Annotated in this window: 22 protein-coding genes; 14 read left to right on the forward strand and 8 right to left on the reverse strand. The window is 61.9% G+C overall.

What is annotated here, in order from left to right; genetic code table 11:
• Positions 1 to 54: 54 nt before the first annotated feature.
• A complete protein-coding gene (locus AC4D1W_RS11015; RefSeq protein WP_490891593.1) occupies positions 55 to 1131 on the forward strand; it encodes a quinone-dependent dihydroorotate dehydrogenase in 1077 nt (358 codons plus the stop codon).
• Between the two features lie 89 nt (positions 1132 to 1220).
• On the opposite strand, the gene AC4D1W_RS11020 is transcribed toward AC4D1W_RS11015, so the two are convergent.
• Positions 1221 to 1730, reverse strand: a complete 510-nt coding sequence (locus AC4D1W_RS11020) for a DUF3043 domain-containing protein (protein ID WP_490898859.1) — start codon at positions 1728 to 1730, stop codon at positions 1221 to 1223.
• A 138-nt stretch (positions 1731 to 1868) separates the two neighbouring features.
• On the opposite strand from AC4D1W_RS11020, the gene AC4D1W_RS11025 reads away from it, so the two are divergent.
• The 6 genes from AC4D1W_RS11025 (at position 1869) to AC4D1W_RS11050 (ending at position 8041) form a co-directional block, all read left to right on the forward strand.
• Positions 1869 to 3269, forward strand: coding sequence for a dipeptidase (locus AC4D1W_RS11025; protein WP_490898764.1), 1401 nt, complete (start codon positions 1869 to 1871; stop codon positions 3267 to 3269).
• 201 nt (positions 3270 to 3470) lie between these two features.
• Positions 3471 to 3854: a HesB/IscA family protein gene (locus tag AC4D1W_RS11030; RefSeq protein WP_490891588.1), complete on the forward strand. Its 384-nt coding sequence runs from the start codon at positions 3471 to 3473 to the stop codon at positions 3852 to 3854.
• A gap of 217 nt (positions 3855 to 4071) precedes the next feature.
• The gene (gene ctaC, locus AC4D1W_RS11035; protein WP_490891587.1) at positions 4072 to 4953 is read left to right on the forward strand and encodes an aa3-type cytochrome oxidase subunit II; all 882 of its coding nucleotides are present in this window, start codon (positions 4072 to 4074) and stop codon (positions 4951 to 4953) included.
• Positions 4954 to 4957: 4 nt separating this feature from the next.
• Entirely contained in the window at positions 4958 to 6679 is a 1722-nt protein-coding gene (gene ctaD / locus AC4D1W_RS11040; protein ID WP_490891585.1) for an aa3-type cytochrome oxidase subunit I, read from the forward strand.
• Entirely contained in the window at positions 6680 to 7081 is a 402-nt protein-coding gene (locus AC4D1W_RS11045) for a cytochrome c oxidase subunit 4 (protein WP_490891584.1), read from the forward strand.
• Between the two features lie 177 nt (positions 7082 to 7258).
• Positions 7259 to 8041 carry a GntR family transcriptional regulator gene (locus AC4D1W_RS11050; RefSeq protein WP_490891582.1) on the forward strand — a complete coding sequence of 261 codons (783 nt, stop codon included), beginning with the start codon at positions 7259 to 7261 and terminating at the stop codon, positions 8039 to 8041.
• A gap of 117 nt (positions 8042 to 8158) precedes the next feature.
• On the opposite strand, the gene qcrB is transcribed toward AC4D1W_RS11050, so the two are convergent.
• From qcrB to ctaE, 4 genes are all read right to left on the reverse strand, one after another.
• A complete protein-coding gene (qcrB, locus tag AC4D1W_RS11055) occupies positions 8159 to 9844 on the reverse strand; it encodes a cytochrome bc1 complex cytochrome b subunit (RefSeq protein ID WP_490898765.1) in 1686 nt (561 codons plus the stop codon).
• Positions 9841 to 10869: a cytochrome bc1 complex Rieske iron-sulfur subunit gene (qcrA, locus tag AC4D1W_RS11060; RefSeq protein WP_490891579.1), complete on the reverse strand. Its 1029-nt coding sequence runs from the start codon at positions 10867 to 10869 to the stop codon at positions 9841 to 9843. Before qcrA ends, qcrB begins: the two co-directional genes overlap by 4 nt.
• Before the next feature lie 77 nt (positions 10870 to 10946).
• Positions 10947 to 11741 carry a cytochrome bc1 complex diheme cytochrome c subunit gene (gene qcrC / locus AC4D1W_RS11065; protein WP_490891578.1) on the reverse strand — a complete coding sequence of 265 codons (795 nt, stop codon included), beginning with the start codon at positions 11739 to 11741 and terminating at the stop codon, positions 10947 to 10949.
• 111 nt (positions 11742 to 11852) lie between these two features.
• A complete protein-coding gene (ctaE, locus tag AC4D1W_RS11070) occupies positions 11853 to 12491 on the reverse strand; it encodes an aa3-type cytochrome oxidase subunit III (protein WP_490898766.1) in 639 nt (212 codons plus the stop codon).
• A 148-nt stretch (positions 12492 to 12639) separates the two neighbouring features.
• Between ctaE and trpD the strand changes: the two genes are divergently transcribed.
• Positions 12640 to 13698, forward strand: coding sequence for an anthranilate phosphoribosyltransferase (gene trpD, locus AC4D1W_RS11075; protein WP_490891576.1), 1059 nt, complete (start codon positions 12640 to 12642; stop codon positions 13696 to 13698).
• A gap of 8 nt (positions 13699 to 13706) precedes the next feature.
• On the opposite strand, the gene AC4D1W_RS11080 is transcribed toward trpD, so the two are convergent.
• Positions 13707 to 13988: an Lrp/AsnC family transcriptional regulator gene (locus AC4D1W_RS11080; RefSeq protein WP_490891575.1), complete on the reverse strand. Its 282-nt coding sequence runs from the start codon at positions 13986 to 13988 to the stop codon at positions 13707 to 13709.
• A complete protein-coding gene (locus AC4D1W_RS11085) occupies positions 13985 to 14431 on the reverse strand; it encodes a DUF3054 domain-containing protein (RefSeq protein ID WP_490898767.1) in 447 nt (148 codons plus the stop codon). The genes AC4D1W_RS11080 and AC4D1W_RS11085 overlap by 4 nt, the downstream gene beginning before the upstream one ends.
• 114 nt (positions 14432 to 14545) lie before the next feature.
• Here AC4D1W_RS11085 and AC4D1W_RS11090 point away from each other — a divergent pair, with 114 nt between their 5' ends.
• From AC4D1W_RS11090 to AC4D1W_RS11110, 5 genes are all read left to right on the forward strand, one after another.
• Positions 14546 to 14818 (forward strand): DUF2277 domain-containing protein, encoded by a 273-nt coding sequence (locus AC4D1W_RS11090; RefSeq protein ID WP_490898768.1) that lies wholly within the window; start codon positions 14546 to 14548, stop codon positions 14816 to 14818.
• A gap of 147 nt (positions 14819 to 14965) precedes the next feature.
• On the forward strand, positions 14966 to 15385 hold the full coding sequence (locus AC4D1W_RS11095; RefSeq protein WP_490891571.1) for a VOC family protein: 420 nt from the start codon (positions 14966 to 14968) through the stop codon (positions 15383 to 15385).
• A gap of 202 nt (positions 15386 to 15587) precedes the next feature.
• A complete protein-coding gene (locus AC4D1W_RS11100) occupies positions 15588 to 16751 on the forward strand; it encodes an alpha/beta fold hydrolase (protein WP_490891570.1) in 1164 nt (387 codons plus the stop codon).
• Between the two features lie 28 nt (positions 16752 to 16779).
• Positions 16780 to 18048, forward strand: coding sequence for an MFS transporter (locus tag AC4D1W_RS11105; protein WP_490898769.1), 1269 nt, complete (start codon positions 16780 to 16782; stop codon positions 18046 to 18048).
• A gap of 9 nt (positions 18049 to 18057) precedes the next feature.
• Complete coding sequence (locus AC4D1W_RS11110; RefSeq protein WP_490891567.1) at positions 18058 to 18687, forward strand: peptide deformylase; 630 nt, start codon at positions 18058 to 18060, stop codon at positions 18685 to 18687.
• Positions 18688 to 18707: 20 nt separating this feature from the next.
• Here AC4D1W_RS11110 and AC4D1W_RS11115 read toward each other — a convergent pair whose 3' ends face one another.
• Positions 18708 to 20723 carry a S9 family peptidase gene (locus AC4D1W_RS11115; RefSeq protein ID WP_490898770.1) on the reverse strand — a complete coding sequence of 672 codons (2016 nt, stop codon included), beginning with the start codon at positions 20721 to 20723 and terminating at the stop codon, positions 18708 to 18710.
• Between the two features lie 64 nt (positions 20724 to 20787).
• Here AC4D1W_RS11115 and AC4D1W_RS11120 point away from each other — a divergent pair, with 64 nt between their 5' ends.
• The gene (locus tag AC4D1W_RS11120) at positions 20788 to 21678 is read left to right on the forward strand and encodes a putative RNA methyltransferase (RefSeq protein ID WP_490891565.1); all 891 of its coding nucleotides are present in this window, start codon (positions 20788 to 20790) and stop codon (positions 21676 to 21678) included.
• Positions 21679 to 21693 lie beyond the last annotated feature (15 nt).

Consider the following 21693-nt stretch of genomic DNA (forward strand, 5'->3'; position numbering starts at 1 on the left):
ATCGATCCAACCATCAACTTGGTGAAGCGGCAGGCCCCGTGGCAACTTTGAACCATGCGTATTTATCCCGTCTTCTTTCGCGTCGTTTTCAGCGGCATGGACCCTGAGCGCGCGCACCGCATCGGCTTCCGGCTGATCCGGTGGACAGGCAAGACGCCCGCGGGCAGCGTGCTGCGCCGCATCACGCAGCCGGCTCCGGAACTGAGCACGACGGCGTTCGGCGTCACCTTTCCCTCCCCGTTCGGTCTGGCCGCCGGTTTCGACAAGGAGGGTCACGGCATTGCCGCCCTCACGGATCTGGGGTTCGGCCATATAGAGGTCGGAACGATCACGGGGCAGGCCCAGCCGGGCAACCCGAAGCCACGGTTGTTCCGCCTGGTGAAGGACCGTGCGGTCATCAACCGGATGGGATTCAATAACGACGGCGCAGCCGCCGTTGCGCCACGGATCGCGGCAGCACGGCGAACTCTTGAGCGACGCTATCCCACACAGCGCCCGGTCATAGGGGTGAACATCGGCAAGACTAAGACAGTCGACCTGCGCGACGCCATTGCCGACTACCGCATCTCCGCGGAGGCGTTGGCTCCGCTGGCCGACTACCTGGTGGTGAACGTGAGTTCACCGAACACACCCGGGCTACGGTTACTGCAAAGTGTTCGTTCCCTCCGGCCGCTCCTGAAAGCCGTCCGGAAAGCAGCGGATGAGAGTGCGGGCCGCCACGTCCCGCTGCTGGTGAAGATCGCTCCTGACCTGAGCGACGAGGATATTGACGAGGTTGCGTCCCTGGCCCTGGAGCTGGAACTGGACGGCATCATCGCCACCAACACCACCATTACGCGTGAAGGACTCACTACCGACGACGAAGCCGTGATGGCGTGCGGCGTCGGCGGCTTGAGCGGTGCGCCGCTCAAGGAGCGTTCGCTGCAAGTCCTTAAACGCCTGCGTTTGGCCGCCGGTCCGGATCTTGCCCTGATCTCGGTGGGCGGGGTGGAAACCGCCGAGGACGTCACTGAGCGCTTGGAGGCTGGAGCCACCCTTGTGCAGGGTTATACAGGGTTCCTCTACGAAGGTCCGTTCTGGGCCGCGTCAATCAACCGCGCGCTGAAAGACCGCGTTGCGCTGAGCCGTTGATAACCGCCGGCCGCTGAAGCTGGGCGCTTCGATGCGAACTGCCGTTTGATGCGAACTGCCGGACGTGAAGTGCGCGGTAGAAGGTCCGGCTAGGCGGGGTACTGGCCGCGGCTTACCTGCGGCTTGGGCAGGCGGAGACGCCGGATCTGCATGGCGCGCGAGATGCCGTACCAAAGATCACCGCGCCCCGGCTCGCCGAACTTCTCAGCGAGGAGCTTCTTGAGCTTGCGGCGCAGGAGCAGGCAGTCAATAACAACGGCAACGATGATCACCCAGAAGGTGAGCATGATGTAACCCTGAAGCGTGAGGTTCGGGATGAAGCTGAGGAAGACGAAGACCAGCGCCGCGAACATCAGGAACTCGGCAACGTTCCACCGTGCATCCACGTAGTCGCGGACGTAACGGCGGGCAGGGCCCTTGTCCCGGAACGGCAGGTGCCGTTCATCGCCGTTCTCGAGGGCGCGACGCATGCGCATCTGTTCCTCACGTCGGGCCAGGCGGTTGGCTTCTCGTGCTGCCTTCCGGTCGTTGGGCACGAGCGGACGCTTGCGCGCTGCTTGCTGGACACTTCGCTTCGGCGTCGGGGCGCCTTTGCCCACCGCCCTCAGGCGTTGCTCCTCAGCAGCTCGCTCGGCGGGGGTCTCAACAACGGCAGCGTCTTTTTTTCGTCCAAACACCCCTCTAGGATACCCGGCCCCGGGGCAGCAATTTCCGCCCGCGTGTGTAGGCTCGGTGGCATGAGCAAGCTATCTACTGAGGCGCTGTCGGACACGATCATTGATGCCCTGCGGTCCAGCGTCGACTCCGCGTTCACCCAGACAGTCGAGGAGTTGAAGTCACTTGTCGCCATCCCGGGAGTGGCGTGGGAAGCGTTCGACCCTGCGGAACTTGACCGCAGTGCGGAAGCGGTCGCGTCTCTCGTGCGTTCCGCAGGTATCGAGGACGTGCGCATCCTGCGAGTGGACAACGATGGCGCACCCGGCGGTCCTGCCGTCGTCGCGCGGCGCCCGGCTGCCAAGGGGAAGCCGACCATTCTGCTTTATGCGCATCACGATGTGCAGCCGCCGGGAGCGCGGGAGCTGTGGGAGAGCGAGCCCTTCGCTCCACAGGAGCGTGGAGGCCGGTTGTACGGCAGGGGAGCAGCCGATGACAAAGCCGGGATCATGGCGCACATTGCCGCGTTCCGTGCGGTCTCCGATGTCCTGGGTGATGACTTCGGCGTTGGCATCACCCTTTTCGTAGAAGGTGAGGAGGAGGCAGGCTCTCCCACGTTCCGCCGGTTCCTGGAGGAACACCGCGAGCTGCTGCGGTCCGACGTCATAGTAGTTGCCGACTCGAGCAACTGGAAGGTCGGTGTACCAGCACTCACCACCAGCCTGCGCGGCCTGGTGGACGGCACAATTGAGGTTCGGGTTCTCGAACATGCGGTGCACTCAGGTATGTTCGGCGGCCCGGTGCTCGACGCACCTACGCTGCTTTCCCGGTTGATCGCAACCCTGCATGACGACAACGGCAGCGTCGCCATCGAAGGCCTGCTCGCTACAGACACCGCCGAGGTGGAGTACCCGGAGGCGGATTACCGCGCAGACGCGTCCGTTCTTGACGGCGTGCAGCTGGCGGGTACCGGTTCCCTTGTCTCACGGTTGTGGACCCAACCCGCGCTCTCCATCATCGGCATCGACGCTCCGAGCGTGGCGTTATCGTCAAACACCCTGCTGCCTAGCGCGAGAGCGAAGTTCAGCCTTCGTCTGGCACCCGGTCAGGATCCGCTGGAGGCGATGTCCGCCGTCGAACGCCATGTGAAGGCCAATGCCCCGTTCGGCGCCGCTGTCACATTCACCCCCGGAGAGTCCGGCAATCCTTTCTCTGCCGACACCACCCGGCCTGCTGCCCAGATCGCCATGTGGGCGCTGCGGACGGCGTGGGGGACCGAAGCCGTCGAGGCGGGTATCGGAGGATCCATACCGTTCATTGCGGATCTGACTGAGGTCTACCCTGACGCGCAGATACTGGTGACCGGAGTGGAGGATCCTGATTCGAGGGCGCACAGCGCAAACGAATCGCTTCATCTGGGGGAGTTCAGCCGCGCTGTGCTCGCCGAGGCGCTGATGCTCGCGCGGTTCAACGACGCCGGCTGACCTCTTCACGTATCAGTCAGGGCATGTGCCGGGCGACGGAATGTTTCGAGAGAGCATTTCGTTACATAGCTGGGCAGGCCGTGACGACCGGACGTACCATGGAACGGACAGCGCCGCGAGGCGCTAATGGCCATATGCCGTCGTCGTAGTTACAGGCACGGAACCGGCGGGGTAGGCACAAAGCTAAGGAGAACGCACATCATGAGCACATCAACAAGCGAACCGACCACAGAGACGGCCGCAGACACCGAACTGCCGGTACACGAGGTCAACCTGTCAGATGTCGCCGCCGATAAGGTACGGAGTCTTCTGGAGCAGGAGGGCCGCACTGACCTTCGGCTTCGGGTTGCGGTGCAGCCCGGCGGGTGTTCCGGACTGATCTACCAGCTCTACTTCGATGAGCGTGTGCTCGACGGCGATGCCGTTCGCGATTTCGACGGCGTGGAAGTGATCGTCGACCGGATGAGCGTCCCTTACCTCGCCGGAGCCTCCATCGATTTCGAGGACACCATCTCCAAGCAGGGCTTCACGATCGACAACCCGAACGCAGGCGGTTCCTGCGCCTGCGGCGACTCCTTCCACTAGGAGTCCTCACCGCGAGATGATAAAGCCTCCGTCATGTATCCAAACGGGTACGTGACGGGGGCTTTGTTGTCACACGATGGCTGCCGTTACGGGTAAGCTCTACAGTGAGTAGTAAAACTGAAAGTGCATCGCTTTTGAGCAGTAGCTCGAGTAGCGGCGTGCACCGAGATGCTGCCACCGTCGGTGGCACCGCACGTAAGAAAAGGAAGGGCCGTCTGTGAGTTCGCAGGACCGAACCGGCAGCCGACGCGCAAAGATTTTCAAGGTCTCAAGCCTCGTGGTCGTGGCTGCGCTGTTCTTGTCTGGTTGTTCATCAGAAGTCCAAAAAGGTTGGTTGCCCGCTGAGCGCGACAACACCAACCACACCGGCCGGATCATTGACCTCTGGGTCAACTCCTGGATCGCCGCCCTTATAGTCGGCGTGATTACCTGGGGCCTGATCATCTGGTGCATCGTGGCATACCGCCGTCGTCGGGATGAGACCGGCTACCCGCGCCAGATCAGCTACAACCTTCCGTTGGAAGTGTTCTACCTGACCATCCCGCTGTTCATGGTGCTGGTGTTCTTCTACTTCACCGACCGAGACCAGCAGGCGATTGACACCCGGGTCCAGGAACCCGATGTCATCATCGACGTCCGCGGGAAGCAGTGGTCGTGGGACTTCAACTACGTGCTCGAAGACAAGTATGTGGCCGGAGTTCAGGCCCAGCTTGATGGCGAGTTCGGCGTCGCCGAGACACTGCCGACGCTTGTCTTGCCGGTGAACCAAACCGTTGAATTTCGCCTCAACGCCCGTGACGTCATCCACTCTTTCTGGATTCCGGCCTTTCTCCAGAAGCGGGACATGATTCCCGAGCGCGAGAACTACATCACGCTGATCCCTACCCGCGAAGGCTTTTTCGAAGGCAAGTGTGCCGAGCTGTGCGGCGAGTACCACTCGGAAATGCTGTTCAACGTGGCCGTTGTTTCCGAAGAGGAATACCAAGCGCATCTGGAAACCCTTGAGGACGGCCAGTTGGGCGAAGAGTATGACCGCAATCCGCAGACCATTACCGGCGAGGACCCCAGTGGAGCCGACGAGCAAATTGGGCGTGATTAATTAGATGTCTACTTACGAATACACCGCCACGGACGCCGGCACTACTGTTGCGCCGCGGGTGGTCCCGAGGTCCAAGGGACGCATCGTCGTCAACTGGATCACCTCGACCGACCACAAGACGATCGGGTACATGTACCTGATCGCGTCGTTTGTCTTCTTCTGCCTGGGCGGAGTGATGGCACTCGTCATCCGCGCCGAACTGTTCGAGCCGGGTATGCAGATCCTGCAGACCAAGGAGCAGTACAACCAGCTGTTCACCATGCACGGCACAGTGATGCTGCTGATGTTCGCAACCCCGCTTTTCGCCGGCTTCACTAACGTCATCATGCCGTTGCAGATCGGTGCTCCTGACGTCGCTTTCCCGCGGCTGAACGCTTTGGCTTTCTGGTTCTTCCTCTTCGGCAGCACAATTGCCGTTTCGGGGTTCATCACCCCGCAGGGAGCCGCGTCGTTCGGGTGGTTCGCGTACGCGCCGCTGTCGAACACAACCTTCTCACCGGGTGTTGGCGGTGACCTATGGGTCTTTGGGCTCGCCTTGTCGGGCTTCGGTACCATCCTGGGCGCCGTCAACTTCATCACGACAATCATCTGCATGCGCGCTCCCGGCATGACGATGTGGCGCATGCCGATCTTCACCTGGAACGCACTGGTCACATCGATCCTCGTGCTGATGGCATTCCCGCCCTTGGCTGCCGCACTCTTCGCGCTCGGCGCTGACCGCCGGTTCGGTGCGCATATTTTCGACCCGGACAATGGGGGTGCCATTCTTTGGCAGCACCTCTTCTGGTTCTTCGGGCATCCCGAGGTGTACATCATCGCGCTGCCGTTCTTCGGAATTGTGTCCGAGATCTTCCCGGTCTTCAGCCGCAAGCCGGTCTTTGGTTACAAGGGCCTTGTTTACGCGACGATCGCCATTGCTGCACTGTCGGTGACTGTGTGGGCACACCACATGTACGTGACCGGCGCGGTGCTGTTACCCTTCTTCGCGTTTATGACCATGCTGATCGCAGTACCTACCGGCGTGAAGTTCTTCAACTGGATCGGCACTATGTGGCGGGGATCGATCACGTTCGAGACCCCGATGCTGTGGAGCCTCGGATTCCTTGTGACCTTCCTCTTCGGCGGGCTGACCGGAATCATCCTGGCCTCACCGCCGCTGGACTTCCACGTCTCCGACACCTACTTCGTGGTAGCGCACTTCCACTATGTGGTCTTCGGCACCGTGGTGTTCGCGATGTTCGCGGGGTTCTACTTCTGGTGGCCTAAGTGGACCGGCAAGATGCTGAACGAACGCCTGGGTAAGATTCACTTCTGGCTCCTGTTCCTCGGCTTCCACGGCACGTTCCTGATCCAGCACTGGCTCGGTGTCATCGGCATGCCCCGCCGGTACGCCGACTACCTGCCCGAGGACATGTTCACCGCAATGAACCAGTTCTCGACCATCGCCTCGTTCGTACTCGGCGCCTCACTGATTCCGTTCTTCTGGAACGTTTACGTGACGTGGCGGAGCGGAACCAAGGTAGAGGTTGATGATCCGTGGGGCTTCGGTGCATCGCTCGAGTGGGCAACCTCCTGCCCGCCGCCGCGGCACAACTTCACGTCGCTGCCCCGCATCCGTTCTGAGCGGCCCGCGCTGGACCTGCACCACCCAGAGCTCGCGCAATGGCATACCCCAAGTTCACCGGCAGGTCAGCTGCTCGGATCCGCTGATCGGAAGGACGCGTAAGTGAAGGTAGAATCTCGGCTCTTCTTCTGGGGAGTACCCTTCTTCGTCCCGGTATCCCTGGTTTACGGATTCCTGACCAACTGGTCTGAATGGGTAGGCATTCTCGGTATTCTCCTCGTGGGCGGTCTCGCCGGAATGATCGGCTTCTATCTGGGCTTCACCGGGCGCCGTGTTGGCCTGCGGCCCGAGGATCGTCGCGACGCTGAAATCCACGAAGGATCCGGTGAACAGGGACACTTCAGCCCGTGGAGCTGGTGGCCGTTGGTGCTCGGATTATCAGCAGCAGGCGGGTTCCTTGGCCTCGCCGCCGGTTGGTGGATCCTTTACATCTCCGCAGGGCTCGCAGCCATCGCACTTGTCGGCTGGGTTTACGAGTACAGCAGGGGAGACCACGCCCACTAGGCGTAGCAGCAGGCAGGCTGCACTAACGAAGGGCCCCACACACCGTGTGTGGGGCCCTTCGGGCGTTTGATCCCCCTATCGCCGCGCCGGTGTACGAAGTCCGGAGCGATAGAATTGAGTAACAAGACCGGTCCAACTTTTACGGGGGACGCTTGTCGGCGCATTGAGGAGCTCACCATGCCAGATCAGCTCAGCGGACTGAGCACCGCGCTTGATGGCGAGGGCGCCAAACACGTGCAGCTCCGGGAGCTGCTGAGGGCTTACATCCTGCAGCACGCCGAGCCGGGCACGGCCATTCCGTCGGAACGCAAATTGACCGAACACTTTGGTGTCGCGCGCATGACGGTAAGGCACGCGATCGATGCGCTGGTCGCGGAAGAAGTGCTGGAGCGGATTGTCGGTCTGGGGACGTTCGTTGCTCATACGAAGCTGGACCTACAAATGAAGCTCACCTCCTACAGCGAGGAAATGCACCGGCGAGGCATGGTGCCGGACGCTCGCGTTCTGAGCTTCGAACAGATGGCAGCTACGCCGCTGATCGCGCGGGAGCTTCAGATCGACCAGGGAGCGCCCGTTGTGCGCTTCCGGCGCCAGCTCCTGGCGGATCGCGAACCCATGAGCGTAGACGAAAACTTCATACCGGCTCACCGTGTACCTGGCATCCTTGATGATGATCCACCCACCTCCCTGTACAACGTGCTCAGCGAGAGGTACGGGCTAGTGATGGAGTGGGGGGAAGACACGGTGGAAGCCACTGCTGCCTCGCCCTCCATTGCGCGCTTGTTGAACGTGGAGATGGGTGCGCCGCTCCTGAAGATCCAGCGGCACGCCTACGTTGCCCGCGCGATGGTGGACTATTCCGTCTCGTACTACCGGGCGGATAGGTACAAACTGTGGGTTCCGCTCCAGCGCCCCGGTGTGCGGACGCCGAGGACATACACGGCCAAGCGCTTCAGCTAGAAGGCCGCTTAGGCTGGAAAGGTCCTCTGTCTGTGATTACAGGGGCGCCCCGACCAGACACAAAAGAGCGGGACGCACAATCCGTGCACCCCGCTCCTTTGGTAATTGCCAACTCGACTAGTGGCTGGAAATTGAAGCCTTGTCGTGTTCGCCGGCGACCTCGCCGTGGTGGCCGTGCGAGTGTGCCTCCTCGAGTTCCCTCGGCGTAACAGGCGCAACGCGATCCTCGAAGAAGAACCGAGACGCCCACGCGCGGCTCTTTTCATTCCTGGATACGTGGCCGTTGACGTCTGGCTGGGCAGCCAGGGCTTCGGGGGAGTCGAAGCTGACCAGCTTATACCGCTTGTACTCATCTACGGGCTCGTGAACCTCAATGAACTCGCCATGGGGAAGCCGTACGATGCGCCCGGTTTCGCGTCCATGCAGCACGATTTCGCGGTCCTTGCGCTGGAGAGCGAGTGCAATGCGCCGGGCGACAATGAAGCCAATGAACGGACCGATGATGACCAGAGCACGCAGCCAGTAGGTCACGTCGTTGAGCGAAACCATGAAGTGCGTTGCAATCAGGTCGGAGCTGGCTGCTGCCCACATGACGCAGTAGAAGACGACACCCGCGACACCGATGCCGGTGCGGGTAGGAGCATTGCGTGGCCGGTCAAGCAGGTGCTTCTCACGGCGGTCCTTGGTTACCCAGGCTTCAATCCAGGGCCAAGCGAACAGGAGCGTGAACACAATGCCCGCCGGCACGAGTGCCGGGAACAGTACGTTCATCGAGAGCGTGTTCGTACCCCAGGGGAACGGAATGGTCCACTCGAACGGGAAGTTGCCGATAACACCGGGCATGAGCCGCAGAGCGCCGTCAACCCATCCGATGTACCAGTCCGGCTGGGTGCCGGCGGACACGGGGGAGGGATCATACGGTCCGTAGTTCCAGATCGGGTTGATAGTGAACGCGGCGGAGATTGCCGCGATAATACCGAAGACGATGAAGAAGAAACCGCCTGCCTTGGCCGCGTAAACGGGACCAACCGGGTAGCCCACTACGTTGTCATTGGTACGGCCAGGGCCGGGGAACTGCGTGTGCTTGTGAACGACAACCAGGAAAAGGTGCATAGCGATCAGCAGGAGAATCAGTGCCGGAATGAGCAAGATGTGAAGCACATAGAGGCGCGGGATAATCACGGTACCGGGGAATTCACCTCCGAAGAGGAAGAAGCTGATGTAGGTACCGACAACCGGAATAGACTTCACAACGCCGTCGATGATGCGGAGGCCGTTACCGGAGAGCAGATCGTCCGGGAGTGAGTAGCCGGTGAAACCTGCAGCCATCGCCAGGATGAGGAGGACCCCACCGATGACCCAGTTGAGCTCACGCGGCCGGCGGAAAGCACCGGTGAAGAAGACCCTGAGCATATGCACGGACACTGCCGCGACGAAGAGCAATGCCGACCAGTGGTGGACCTGCCGCATGAAGAGCCCGCCGCGGATATCGAAGGAGATATCAAGGGAGGAGGCGTATGCCATGGACATTTCGATGCCCCGTAGCGGTACGTAGCTTCCGTCATAGTGCGTTTCGGCCATCGATGGGTCGAAGAAGAAAGTCAGGAAGGTACCTGAAAGCAATAGGATCACGAACGAGTAGAGCGCGACCTCGCCAAACATGAACGTCCAGTGATCGGGGAAGATCTTCCGCCCGAACTCCTTCACAATGGCGGACCCGCCAACGCGGGTATCTACGAAGTTGGTGATCTTGCCGACGCTGGTTTTGGGCTGGTACTGCTGTCCGGCTGCTGAGCTGCTCATATGCCACGCTCCCAGTAACTTGGTCCTACGGGTTCTTGGAAGTCGCTCGTCGCCACAAGATAGCCTTCCTCATCCACAGAGATGGGAAGCTGGGGGAGCGGGCGGGCGGCCGGGCCGAAAATAACCTTGGCATCCTGCGTGACGTCGAAGGTCGATTGGTGGCACGGACAGAGCAGGTGGTGAGTCTGCTGCTCGTAAAGGGCTACAGGGCAGCCCACGTGGGTACAAATCTTGGAGTAAGCAACGATGCCTTCGTAAGCCCAGTCCTCGCGACCCGGCGAAGGGTTCAGGTCTTCCGGGTCCAGGCGCATCAGGAGAACCACAGCCTTGGCCTTCTCCTCAAGCTTGTGCTCCAACTCGTTCAAGCCTTCAGGAATGACGTGGAACGCCGAGCCGATGGTGACATCAGAAGCTCTGATCGGAGTCCCGCTCGGGTCGCGGGTCAGGCGCACACCGTCGTCCCACATCGTGTGACGCAGCACATCGCCTGGCAATGGACCGAGATCGCGGAAGATTGCAATCGCCGGGAAAATAGCCAGAATTCCGGCGCCAAGCAGCGTGTTCCGGATAAGCGGGCGGCGCTTGATCCCCGATTCTTCGAGGATGTCCCCGACGATCATCGCGGCATCCGCACGGTCAGCCTCGGGGCGGATCTCGTGGCGGTCCTCGGCGATCTCATGGTCAGGCATCAGGGTTTTCGCCCAGTGCACGATGCCTACCCCGATGCCGAGCATCGCGAAGGCGGTCCCCAGACCGAGCAGAAGGTTCTGGAGCCGCAGGGTCCCGATTGTCTGGTCGAGCGGGATAAAGAAGTACCCGAAGAAGAAGATCAGCGTTCCCAGCATGGAGATAAGGAACAACACTCCAACCTGACGCTCCGCGCGCTTCTCTGCGCGAGGATCCCTGTCAGCCAAACGCGGCCGGTGCGGCGGGAGTCCAGGATCCTGGAACCTCTGAACGCCGCCCTGACCAGGCTTAGCTACGGTAACCGCGTTTTCCGGGCTGCCGTGACTATGGTCGGCCATGATCCCTCTCATCTTTCTTTAGAAACTTCACTCATCAATCCTGTGTAATTGGTTCTTCTGCTGCGCCGACGGGCCCGTTACGAGGAGCGGGATGTCAGCCAGACGGTAAAGGCAATGATCACTCCAAGTCCGGCTACCCAGATGAAGAGGCCTTCGGAGACCGGTCCGAGAGAACCGAGGTCCGCTCCGCCCGGCGAGCCCTGTTCTTCGATGGTCTTCAGGAAGGCGATGATGTCCTGCTTGTCTTCGGGCGTGATGTTCGCATCACTGAACACGGGCATGTTCTGCGGGCCTGTAACCATGGCCTCATAAATGTGCTTCTCGCTGACGCCTTCGAGCGTCGGCGCGAACTTCCCTCGGGTGAGAGCACCGCCGGCCGCTGCTGCGTTGTGGCACATGGCGCAGTTCACGCGGAACAGTTCTCCGCCGGCAGCGGGGTCGATACCCTCGCCGGAGGTGTCGAGGAGGTCTTCACCCGGGATGGCTGGACCTGCACCAAGTGAGGCCACGTAGGCGGACATCTGCTGAATCTGCTCTTCAGTGAACTGAACGGGCTTCTGCAGCGCCTGCGGCCCTTGCATCTGAAGCGGCATGCGCCCCGTGCCGACCTGGAAGTCAACAGCTGCGGCTCCCACACCAACGAGTGACGGGCCGTCCTCCGTACCTACGGCGCCCATGCCATGGCAGGTTGCGCAGTTGGCTATGAAGAGTTTCTCGCCTTCCTCGATGTCGCTGGCCGAAAACGAGGTTTGTGCTTTGGCCTCGTTCGCGTCGCTCGCGACGGCGTAGATGCCGCCTGTTAGCAACAAGCCCATGAGCAGCAGCGCTATCGCTGCCAGGGGGTGACGCCGCCTCTGCGAAAGTGCCTTCACGTCCTGTTTCCTGCCTTCTGTATTGCCTTGGTACGTTCCACGATTGGTGTCAGCCACCGTCGCGACCGCCACGCTAATTCTACCCCGGGTAGAAAAGGGTTCAAGAGAAATCTACTTCAAGAAGTAGATGATGATGAACAGCCCGATCCACACCACGTCGACGAAGTGCCAGTAGTACGAGGTGACGATGGCCGATGTTGCTTCGAAGTGACCAAACCGCTTGGCTGCGTACGCCCGTCCAATGATGAACAGAAACGCGATCAGGCCTCCGATCACGTGCAGGCCATGGAAGCCGGTGGTGATGTAGAAAGACGAGCCGTAGGCATTGGCGGACAGGGTGATACCCTCGGCGACCAGCTCGGCGTACTCGTATGCCTGGACAGCGACAAAGACTGCACCCATCAGGAAGGTCAGCAGGTACCACTCGACCATTCCCCATCTGGTGAAGTTGAAGATTCCTCCGACCCTGCGCGGCTGGAGGCGCTCAGCAGCGAACACTCCCATCTGGCAGGTGAAAGAGCTCGACACCAGAATGATGGTGTTGATCAAGGCGAAGGGCACGTTGAGCTTCTCGGTCTCGGCAGCCCAAAGTTCGCCTGATGTGGAGCGCAATGTGAAGTACATGGCGAAGAGTCCGGCAAAGAACATGAGTTCACTGGATAGCCATACAACCGTGCCAACCGAAACCATGTTGGGCCGGTTGAGTGTTGGATGCGCAGTGGAGCTGGGGGCATGGGTCGCTGTCGTCACCCTGACATTATGTCTCTAAAAGTTCCCACTTCACCAATGCGAAACGGCGTCGGCGCGCCCGTGCGCACCCTCCAGCGCTGGACTTGCCCGTAATGGCGCGGGAGTAATAGCGTGATGACTTTCTACAATTCGTAGATAACCTAGGGGAGTGACTGCGATTTCCGCCCCCGAAGCCCCTGCAACAAGCTGGCCGCAGCTGATCTCGAAGCTCATTGAGGGAAAGGATCTCACGGCCCCGCAGGCCCGATGGGCGATGGATTCCATCATGGAAGGAATCGCTTCGCACGCCCAGATCGCGGGGTTCCTCGTGGGCCTCCGGTCAAAGGGCGAGTCAGTCGAGGAGCTTACCGGACTGGTGGAAGCCATGCTGGCCCGGGCCCATCGTATAGAGGTGGCAGGACCGGCGCTGGACATTGTGGGCACTGGGGGAGACGGACTGAACACCCTGAACATCTCCACCATGTCTTCGCTGGTTGCTGTCGGTGCAGGCGCAAGGGTGATCAAGCACGGAAACCGCGGTGCTTCCTCGTCCTCAGGAGCCGCGGACGTCATCGAAGCGTTGGGGGTCCGGTTGGACCTCTCCGTGGAGGACGTCGCACGCTCGGCGGAGCGAGCCAACATCACCTTTTGCTTCGCGCAGGTCTTTCATCCATCAATGCGGCACGTCGCTGTGCCGCGAAGGGAACTGGGTGTTCCCACGGCCTTCAACTTCCTCGGCCCGCTCAGCAATCCGGCAGGCGTGGAAGCCCAGGCGCTGGGCTGTGCAAGCGAGCGGATGGCTCCGCTGATGGCCGGCGTGCTTGCCGCCCGGGGAGTTCGTGCGCTTGTTTTTCGGGGTAGCGACGGTCGGGACAAACTGACCACCAGCGGCTCATCGACTGTCTGGGAGGTGCGCGGCGGCGTCATCACAGAGCACACGGTTCATCCGGAAGACTTTGACCTCCCAGTCGCGACAGTTGAGGCACTGAGGGGCTCGGACGCGCAAAGCAACGCAAAAGTGGTGCGGGCTCTGTTGGCGGGGGAGAAGGGTCCGGTGCGCGACGCCGTCGTACTCAATGCGGCAGCCGGGCTCACAGCACTGGACACCGAGCACTCCGCGCCGCTCGTGGAACGAATGAGGGCGAACATGCGGCGCGCTCAGGAAGCCATCGATTCCGGCGCCGCGCAGGCAGCGCTGGATCGATGGGTTGCCGTCACCAGCAGCTGAATTCCGGATCAGCCTTCGAAGCCGAGGGAGAAAGCGGCGTCGAGGTCGTGATTCGAGTAGGACCGGAATGCGATGTGAGTGGTGGTCGATTCGACGCCCTCCACCTTGGAAAGCCGGTCAGCAATAACATCCGCAAGTTCCTCGTGGCGATTTACCCGTGCAACGGCGATCAGGTCCCACTCGCCGGTGACTGAATACACCTCGCTGATGCCTTCGAGTTCCGAGATCTCCTGGGCGCACTCAGGGATCCGGGAGGCATCGGTCTGAATGAGTACAAAAGCGGTGATCATGTGGCTGCTCCTTGGTTATGGCTGGGGGATTGAGGGACGGTCGGATGACTACGACGACGGTTGCGCGCCAGCGCGGCGACTGTCCGGGGGGTGACGAGGAACAGTCCCAGTACACAAACCGCGACGATCTGGAAAGACAGTGCCGCGCTCTCTCCGAAGAGAACGCGAAGGACCAGGCCGCCGGCGGCCGTGCCGACCCAGAGGGGACACGCGGTGCGCAACAGCGCGATGGGACGATGCCAGGGACGCAGAATCGCCGTAGCTGTTAGATACGCGAGGATAAAGGGGAGTGCGGTCGTCACGATGCCGGAGGCGGAGAGCGTCCCGTAATGGGAAAGGTGACCGAGGAGCGCAAAGAACATGATCAGCACGACGTCGGCGGTCAGCCAGGCTCCATAGCCCCGTCCGTCCTCATCACGCCTGCGGACCCTCACGCTCGTCATGGGTTCAGCCTACTGGTTCCCACGGTGGAACCGGCTCCTGCCAATGACGGCCGATACGGGAAGAACCCGCGCAAATCTGTTCCATGGACGCGACCCCGGATCTACCCTTGAGACATGTGCAGGAATATCAGGACGCTCCACAATTTTGAGCCGGCAGCAACCAGTGAAGAAGTGCACGCGGCAGCCCTTCAGTACGTCCGAAAGATCAGCGGTGTCACTAAATCCTCCCGGGCAAACCAGGAGGCCTTTGACAGGGCCGTTGAGGAAATCGGATTCATCACCGAGCGGCTGCTGTCCGAGCTGGTCACCACGTCGCCGCCGAAAGACCGGGACGAAGAAGCAGCAAAGGCGAAAGAGCGTTCCGCGCGTCGCTTCGCCAACGCCTGACCCGCGGATTGCCGTTGATGCCGGGGGATCAGCGGCGGTACTGGGACTCTAAACCCCCGTGGTGCATTATGGTGACGGAGCGCACCGCAAGCGTGTCACACACGAGAGGCACCGGTCGCCCAACCGATGCGACACGAGGAGACCGATATGAGCACACGCCTGAACCCGTACCTTGGCTTCCGTGACACAGCCAGGGAGGCCATGACCTACTACAAGTCCGTCTTCGGAGGTGAACTCACCCTCAGCACCTTCCGGGATCTTCATGCCACGGAGGATGAGAGCGAGCTGGACAAGATCATGCACGGGATGTTGACCACCGAGAACGGAATGGTCCTCATGGCGGCTGACACCCCGAACAGCATGGAATACAACCCGGGCAATACGTTTTCAATTTCCCTTAGCGGTGAGGACGAGAACGAGCTGCGCGGTTATTGGGACCGCCTTTCCGGAGACGGCACAGTCACCGTTCCGCTCGAGGTTGCTCCCTGGGGTGATCGATTCGGAATGTGTACCGACAAGTTCGGAGTCGCCTGGCTGATCAACATTGCAGGCAGTCCCCAGCAATAACGAAAACCCCTGTGAGTTGTCGGCGTAGGGTCTTCTGGGAATTTGTATGAAGAGGTGAGGGGGAGCATGTATCCGGTGGTCCCTCTCGTCCTTCCGAACCGCTAGTTGACATAATGTCGATTATCGGCACTTTATGCGGATTGAATTTTCCCCAAAAGCGGCTAACCTACTGCGCCCGCGCCGCCAAGAGTACGCTGGCGATGTGAGCGATCCCGAACTTGTGGCGTTCCCAGAAGGATTCGAACGGTTCCATCGGCGGGACTTCGTCAACTATCAGCTCAACCGGGCGCACGCACTGGGCTTCGCCGACCGCCAGGAGTTGGTTGACGCCGCGGCAAGCGTACGGTCATTCGATGACTGCGTCACTGTCTTCGAGGCCTTGTCGAGCCGTGCAGCCACAGAGGCCCGGCCCCGGAACGCGGCCGGTTATGCAAGGATCGCTGAATTCTTCACGTCGCCCCGGTCCGCGGAGAAAACGAATCGCTACCGCCGCTTTCTGAAGCTCTTCGACACCGCATTCGCCGATGCTCTCCTCGTGCGGCATGAGATTCCCTATGCGGAGGCGGCACTGCCGGCTTATTCGCTCCCGGCTACCGGGACACCAACCGGCGAGACGGTGCTGCTGCTCGGCGGGTTCGACTCCGTGATCGAAGAGTTCTTCCCCATTTGTCAGCGTGTCGCTGCTGCCGGCTTCGACGTGATTGCCTTCGAAGGGCCGGGACAAGGTGGCGCGCGAGCGTTGCACGGGCTCACCTTCGACCACGACTGGGAAAAGCCGGTCGGGACGATATTGGACCACTTCAGCCTCGACCGGGCAACCCTGGTCGGTATCTCGATGGGCGGGCACTGGGCGTTGCATGCAGCAGGACGCGAACCCCGCATTCGCCGTGTTGTTGCTTGGCCGCCTGTGTACGACTGGCTTCACCTGGTCCCGTCCGTGTTGCGCGTCCCGGTTCGCACGATGGTGCAGCACCGGCGCTTCATGCGCTGGAGTGTGCGTACACGTGCGCGGTTGTCGCCGACCCTGCGCTTTGTTGTCGAGCGCGTCCTGTACATGCTCGACAGCGATGACCCGGCCGATGTTGCCGAGTGGTTTCTGGGCATGAATGCCGACCACCTCGACAGCGGGCGGGTGAACCAGGATGTGCTGCTGATGTGCGGCGAACACGACGCCTTCCAACCACCAGCACTGACCCACGCTCAGGCTCAAGCGCTCGTTGCGGCCCGAAGTGTCACGACCCGCACTTTCACCCGAGCCGAGCAGGCCGACCAGCACTGCCAAATGGGGAACCTCGAGCTCGCCTGCGAGGTTCTCACCACCTGGCTGCGGTCCACAGACACCAACTTGGGTGCTTCCAAGCAATGATTCGGTCCCGCTCACCCAGGGCTCTCAAGTGACGAGACGCACTCGCCCTACTTCTAAACGTCCCGCTGCCAACTTACGCAGACAGTCCGGAAAGGGCAGACCACCCGTATCCAAACGGAGCGTTCTGGTTGTCCTGTGCCTGACGGAAATCACCAGTTGGGGCATCCTGTTCTACGCTTTCCCGGTACTTGCCGGTGAGATCAGCTCGACCACCGGTTGGTCGTTGCCGGTAGTCACCGGAGCATTCTCCGTCGGCCTCGCGTGTTCGGCGCTCACTGGACTGGTGGTTGGACGCGTTCTGGATCGCCGCGGTCCGCGGGCCGTAATGACCACGGGATCCGTTCTGGCCGTACCGTCAATGTGCCTGGTCGCTACGGCCGGCAGCCTGGAGATGTTTTTCAGTGGCTGGATCCTGGCGGGCATTGCCATGGGTATGGTTTTATATCCACCGGCGTTCGCGGCCGTCACTCGGTGGTGGACCAACCGCCGTACGCGCGCACTGACAATCCTCACCATCGTGGGTGGGCTTGCCAGCACCGTCTTTGCACCCCTGACTGCCGTGCTGTCCGCTGGCGTCGGTTGGCGCGCCACCTATCTGATCCTCGCGGCCGTGCTTCTTGTGGTGACCGTTCCGGCGCACTTCTTCGGGCTCCGTAGGCCGTGGGAGCCGCACCGCGACAGCTCCGATGAGCCGTCGCTCACGAATAGCCCGCCTGCGGCCATCATCCGGAGCGTGCCCTTCGTTGCCCTCATCGCGGCTGTGAGCCTGGCTGCCCTGGCGTCATTCGCCGCCGTCGTCAATCTTGTTCCGCTGCTGACAGAGCGCGGGATCGACACCACCCTCGCGGCGACAGCGCTGGGAGTCGGCGGTATCGGACAGGTGCTCGGCAGGCTTGGCTACAGCCTTTTCGAGCGGCTTCCGCTCCGGCTCCGAACGGCGCTTGTCCTGCTCGCAACAACGCTCACGACCGCGCTTCTTGGCTTAACGGAAACCTTCACCGCCGCATTACTGATCGCCCTTGCGGCCGGTGTGGCACGCGGGATATTCACCCTGCTGCACGCAACTGCCGTACCTGATCGCTGGGGGTCGGCCAACTACGGGCGCCTCACAGCACTTGTGGCCTCGCCGATCACCCTCGCCACAGCGCTGGGGCCCTGGGCCGGAGCCGGGCTCGCCGCCATCTTTGGAAGCTACTCCCGCGCCTTCCTGGTTCTCGCCGGGATCAACGCCGTCGCGGTTCTGCTGGCGTTCTACAGCGTGCCGCGCGCCGTCCCCCGCGATGAAACGCGAACCTAGGATGGAGCGATGGATAATTACACGCGCGAGGATATACGGGCGCTGGTCCGCAACGTCGTTGAGCAGGAGCAGCCGCCGATTGTCCAGCTGGGCGACCCGGTGCTGCGGACCCCCGCCGCGACGTTTGACGGCCAACTCGATGACACAGAGCTTGCCGGGCTCCTTGCCATCATGCGTAAGGCCATGCATGACGCGCCGGGAGTCGGACTGGCTGCGCCGCAACTCGGAATCCCCCTGCGACTAGCGGTGATCGAGGATGTCATCCCCCAGCCGGAGGAAATTGCCGAGCTTCGCGAACGCCCGCCCCTGCCCTACTTCGCGGTGATCAATCCGACGTACACACCGGTGGGGCGCGACACGGCGTCGTTCTTTGAAGGCTGTCTGTCTTTCAGCGGTTGGCAGGCCGTGGTCACGCGGCACCGAACGGTCCAGCTCGACTACCGAACTCCTGACGGGCTGCACGCCACCAGGCAGTTCACCGGGTGGCCCGCCCGCATCGTCCAGCATGAGACCGACCATCTCAACGGGATGATCTACATCGACAAGGCAAACACACGGTCGCTCGTAAGCAGCGCCGCGTACGGCGAGCGCTGGGCGCAGCCCGGAATCGAACTGGCCCAGCGCGCGCTCAACTTCTAGTGCGCCCTGCCTACTACCGGTCAGGCCGGCTGGTTCTTCTTGCTGGGCAGCTTCTCCGCCCACCACCGCAGGATGTGTTCAAACCGCTGACGGCGATGCCAGGGAGTGCCGGAACGCGATAGTTCGTGGTTCTCCCCCGGGAAAATCAGCATTTCGGTCTCCACGCCGTGACGTTTCAGGGCCGTGTAGTAGCGCTGCGCCTGTTCGAGCGGGCAGCGCAGATCCTCCTCCGAATGGATGACGAAGGTGGGAGTGCGCACCTTCTCAACGTGCGCATATGGGCTCTGCGCCAAAACCTTCTCGGGGTCCTCACCCGTGTAGGCCTCCGAGAAGAACCACCCGATGTCCGAGGAGCCGATGAAGGACTCAGGGTCAAGGAAACCCCGCTCCACAATGGCGCCCTGGAACCGGTGGTCATTGGCGATCAGCCAGGCCGTGAGATAGCCGCCGTATGAACCGCCCATCACGCCCAGCTTGTCGCCGTCGAGCTGGTCGTACTTCTGGACCGCTCCCTCGAGGAAGGCAAGGACGTCCTGCATGTCCACCGTCCCCATGGCTTCCTTGATTACACGGCCGTGTTCCTGGCCGTAACCTGCTGCGCCGCGGGGATTGCACATGACAACCGCGTATCCGGCTTCCAGGTAGACCTGCGCCTCGTCGAAGTAACCCCACCCGTACTGCGCATACGGTCCGCCGTGAATGTTCAGCAGAACCGGGTGCGGCCCTTCGCCCTCCGGCACCAGAACCCATCCGTGCACCGGATATCCGTCGGGTGCGGCGAACGTTTCCTCGACGGGCTCGACCACCGTGGTTTCGCTGCGCAGCTCAGCGGAAAAGTCCGTCAGCCGCGTCAGCGCCCCGCCGTCGATGCGTGCAACGTCACCCATGGTGCGTGGATCGGTGTAGGCGACGATGACGGCGCCGGCGACGCTCGCGGCACCGGTCACGATGTACTCGCCGTCCACTACGGTCTGTACGACTCCCTCCGAATCGACCCGATGCAGGTCACCGGCGCCGCGACTGCGGTTGAAGACGAGAACGCTGTCGGCCCCCGCCGGGACGATTTCGCCGACCTCGCCGAGATCAAGGGTGTCGGGGTCAGTGAGTAGTCGTACCTGAGCGGGGTCCTCGACCGGCGCGACGTACAGAGCCGTGTTGCGGGCAACGAAATCGACGCCGCTGGGTGAGAGCGAGCTTCCGAGGTAGAAGAGCCATCGGCCGTCTTCGCTGTGGACGGGGTTGCCGCAGCTGAGCAACTCGTCCGTGAAATTGCTCAGACGTTCCCGGTCGGATCCGTCCAGCGCGATGGAATAGATATCCGAGCGGAGGTTCGTCGCGGAGTCAGGTTCAAGCGATGCACTGAACAGGATGCGGGATCCGTCAGCGGAGAACCTTGGTCCAGAGTGGTCCGCATCCGCGTCGGTGAGCTGCTTCGGTTCGGAGAATGCCGACGGCGTGTCCTCCTCCGCTGAACGTGCTGCACGTCCCACCGGCTGGACGAACGGCTCCTTCCCCAGCGACGGCACGTCCAGGAGGAACAGCTGGGTCCGCTTGTCCCCCGTATAGCCGACCCCGTTCATCTGGTACTTGTACCCGCTGATTAGCCGCGGGTCCTCCTGGCCGGCTGAAATACCCTCCACCGTGCCGCAGCGACCGTCTTCGGGTGCACGGGCGCTGAAGACGAGGTGCCGGGAATCGGGGGACCATTCGAAGCCGGACACGCCGAGCGGCCGGTCCGTCAGCTGCAGCGGCTCCCCTCCCCTGCTGTCGGTGATGAACAGCTGCGGCTTGCCGTCCTGGACGGCCCTTAGAAAGGCTATGGCTGCGCCGTCCGATGAGTATTTCGGGGTGGTGTCCCGGAAGCCCTGTGTAAGGCGGCGTGGCGAACCGTCAGCCAAAGGCACCTCCCACAACTGGCCGACGTAAGCGTCGGCGTCGTAATCCGGCCGGGTTACGGAGACTACGCATCGTCGGGCGTCCGGATGGAGCGAGGGTGTGCCCACTGATTTCAACAGGTTGAGTGTGTTTGGTTTCACAAACCGAGACTATGCCTCCAAGGTGCCGCTGCTCAAAGTGGAAGGGCGCACCTAGGATGGTCCAGTGTCGCCTTTCGCGGAATCTGTCCTCCTCTGTCCGGTCTGTCAGGACCGACTGATTGCGGAGCCTTCCGACTGGCCGCCGACCTCGGAGAACGACGGCGTACCAAGTCTTCTCCGGTGTGAACAAGGCCACCGGTTCGATGCCGCGAGACAGGGTTACTTCAACCTTCTGACGGGACGGGGAACCGGCTTCGAGGCAGATAACGCAGAGATGGTCCAGGCGCGGATTGATTTCCTCGGCAGTGGACACTTCCTGCCCCTTGCGCACGCGGTGTGCGAAGCGGCAATTGAACTCGCCGCTGACCGGCCGGTGATCCTTGATGTCGGGGCTGGCACGGGCTATTACCTGGACGCTCTACAGCAACGGATGCCGCCGTCTGCAGCTGTCGCACTCGACATATCCAAGTTCGCGCTGAGGCGTGCAGCCAGGCTTCTCCCCGGTGCACTCTGCCTTGTATGGGACGTCTGGAGACCGCTGCCGGTCGCAGAGGGAAGCGTGGACCTGCTCATCAATATCTTCGCTCCGCGCAATCCCGGCGAGTTTGCGCGCGTTTTGCGAGACGGGGGAATCCTGCTGGTTGTTACTCCCCTGCCCCAACACCTGCAGGAGATCGCAGAGATCGCGGGCCTCCTCGGAATACGCCCCGGTAAGGACGAGGGTGTCGCCGCCAGCCTGGGCGACTCGTTCGAGGTGGCGTCAACCAGGGTCGTCGAATTCACCATGGTCCTCTCGCCCGGGGATGTGCGCAATGTGGCGGCCATGGGGCCGGCCGGACACCACGGAGGCTCTGTCGACGTTGATGCGCTTCCGGGAAGCCTGCCGGTTACAGCGGCTTTCACCGTTCAGGCGTTCCGACGCCGCGTTCGCCCCATGGGTAGCTCAGAGGGGTAAGTCGCTGCCTGGACC

The sequence above is a fragment of the Arthrobacter sp. TJ-170 genome (genome assembly GCF_058269305.1).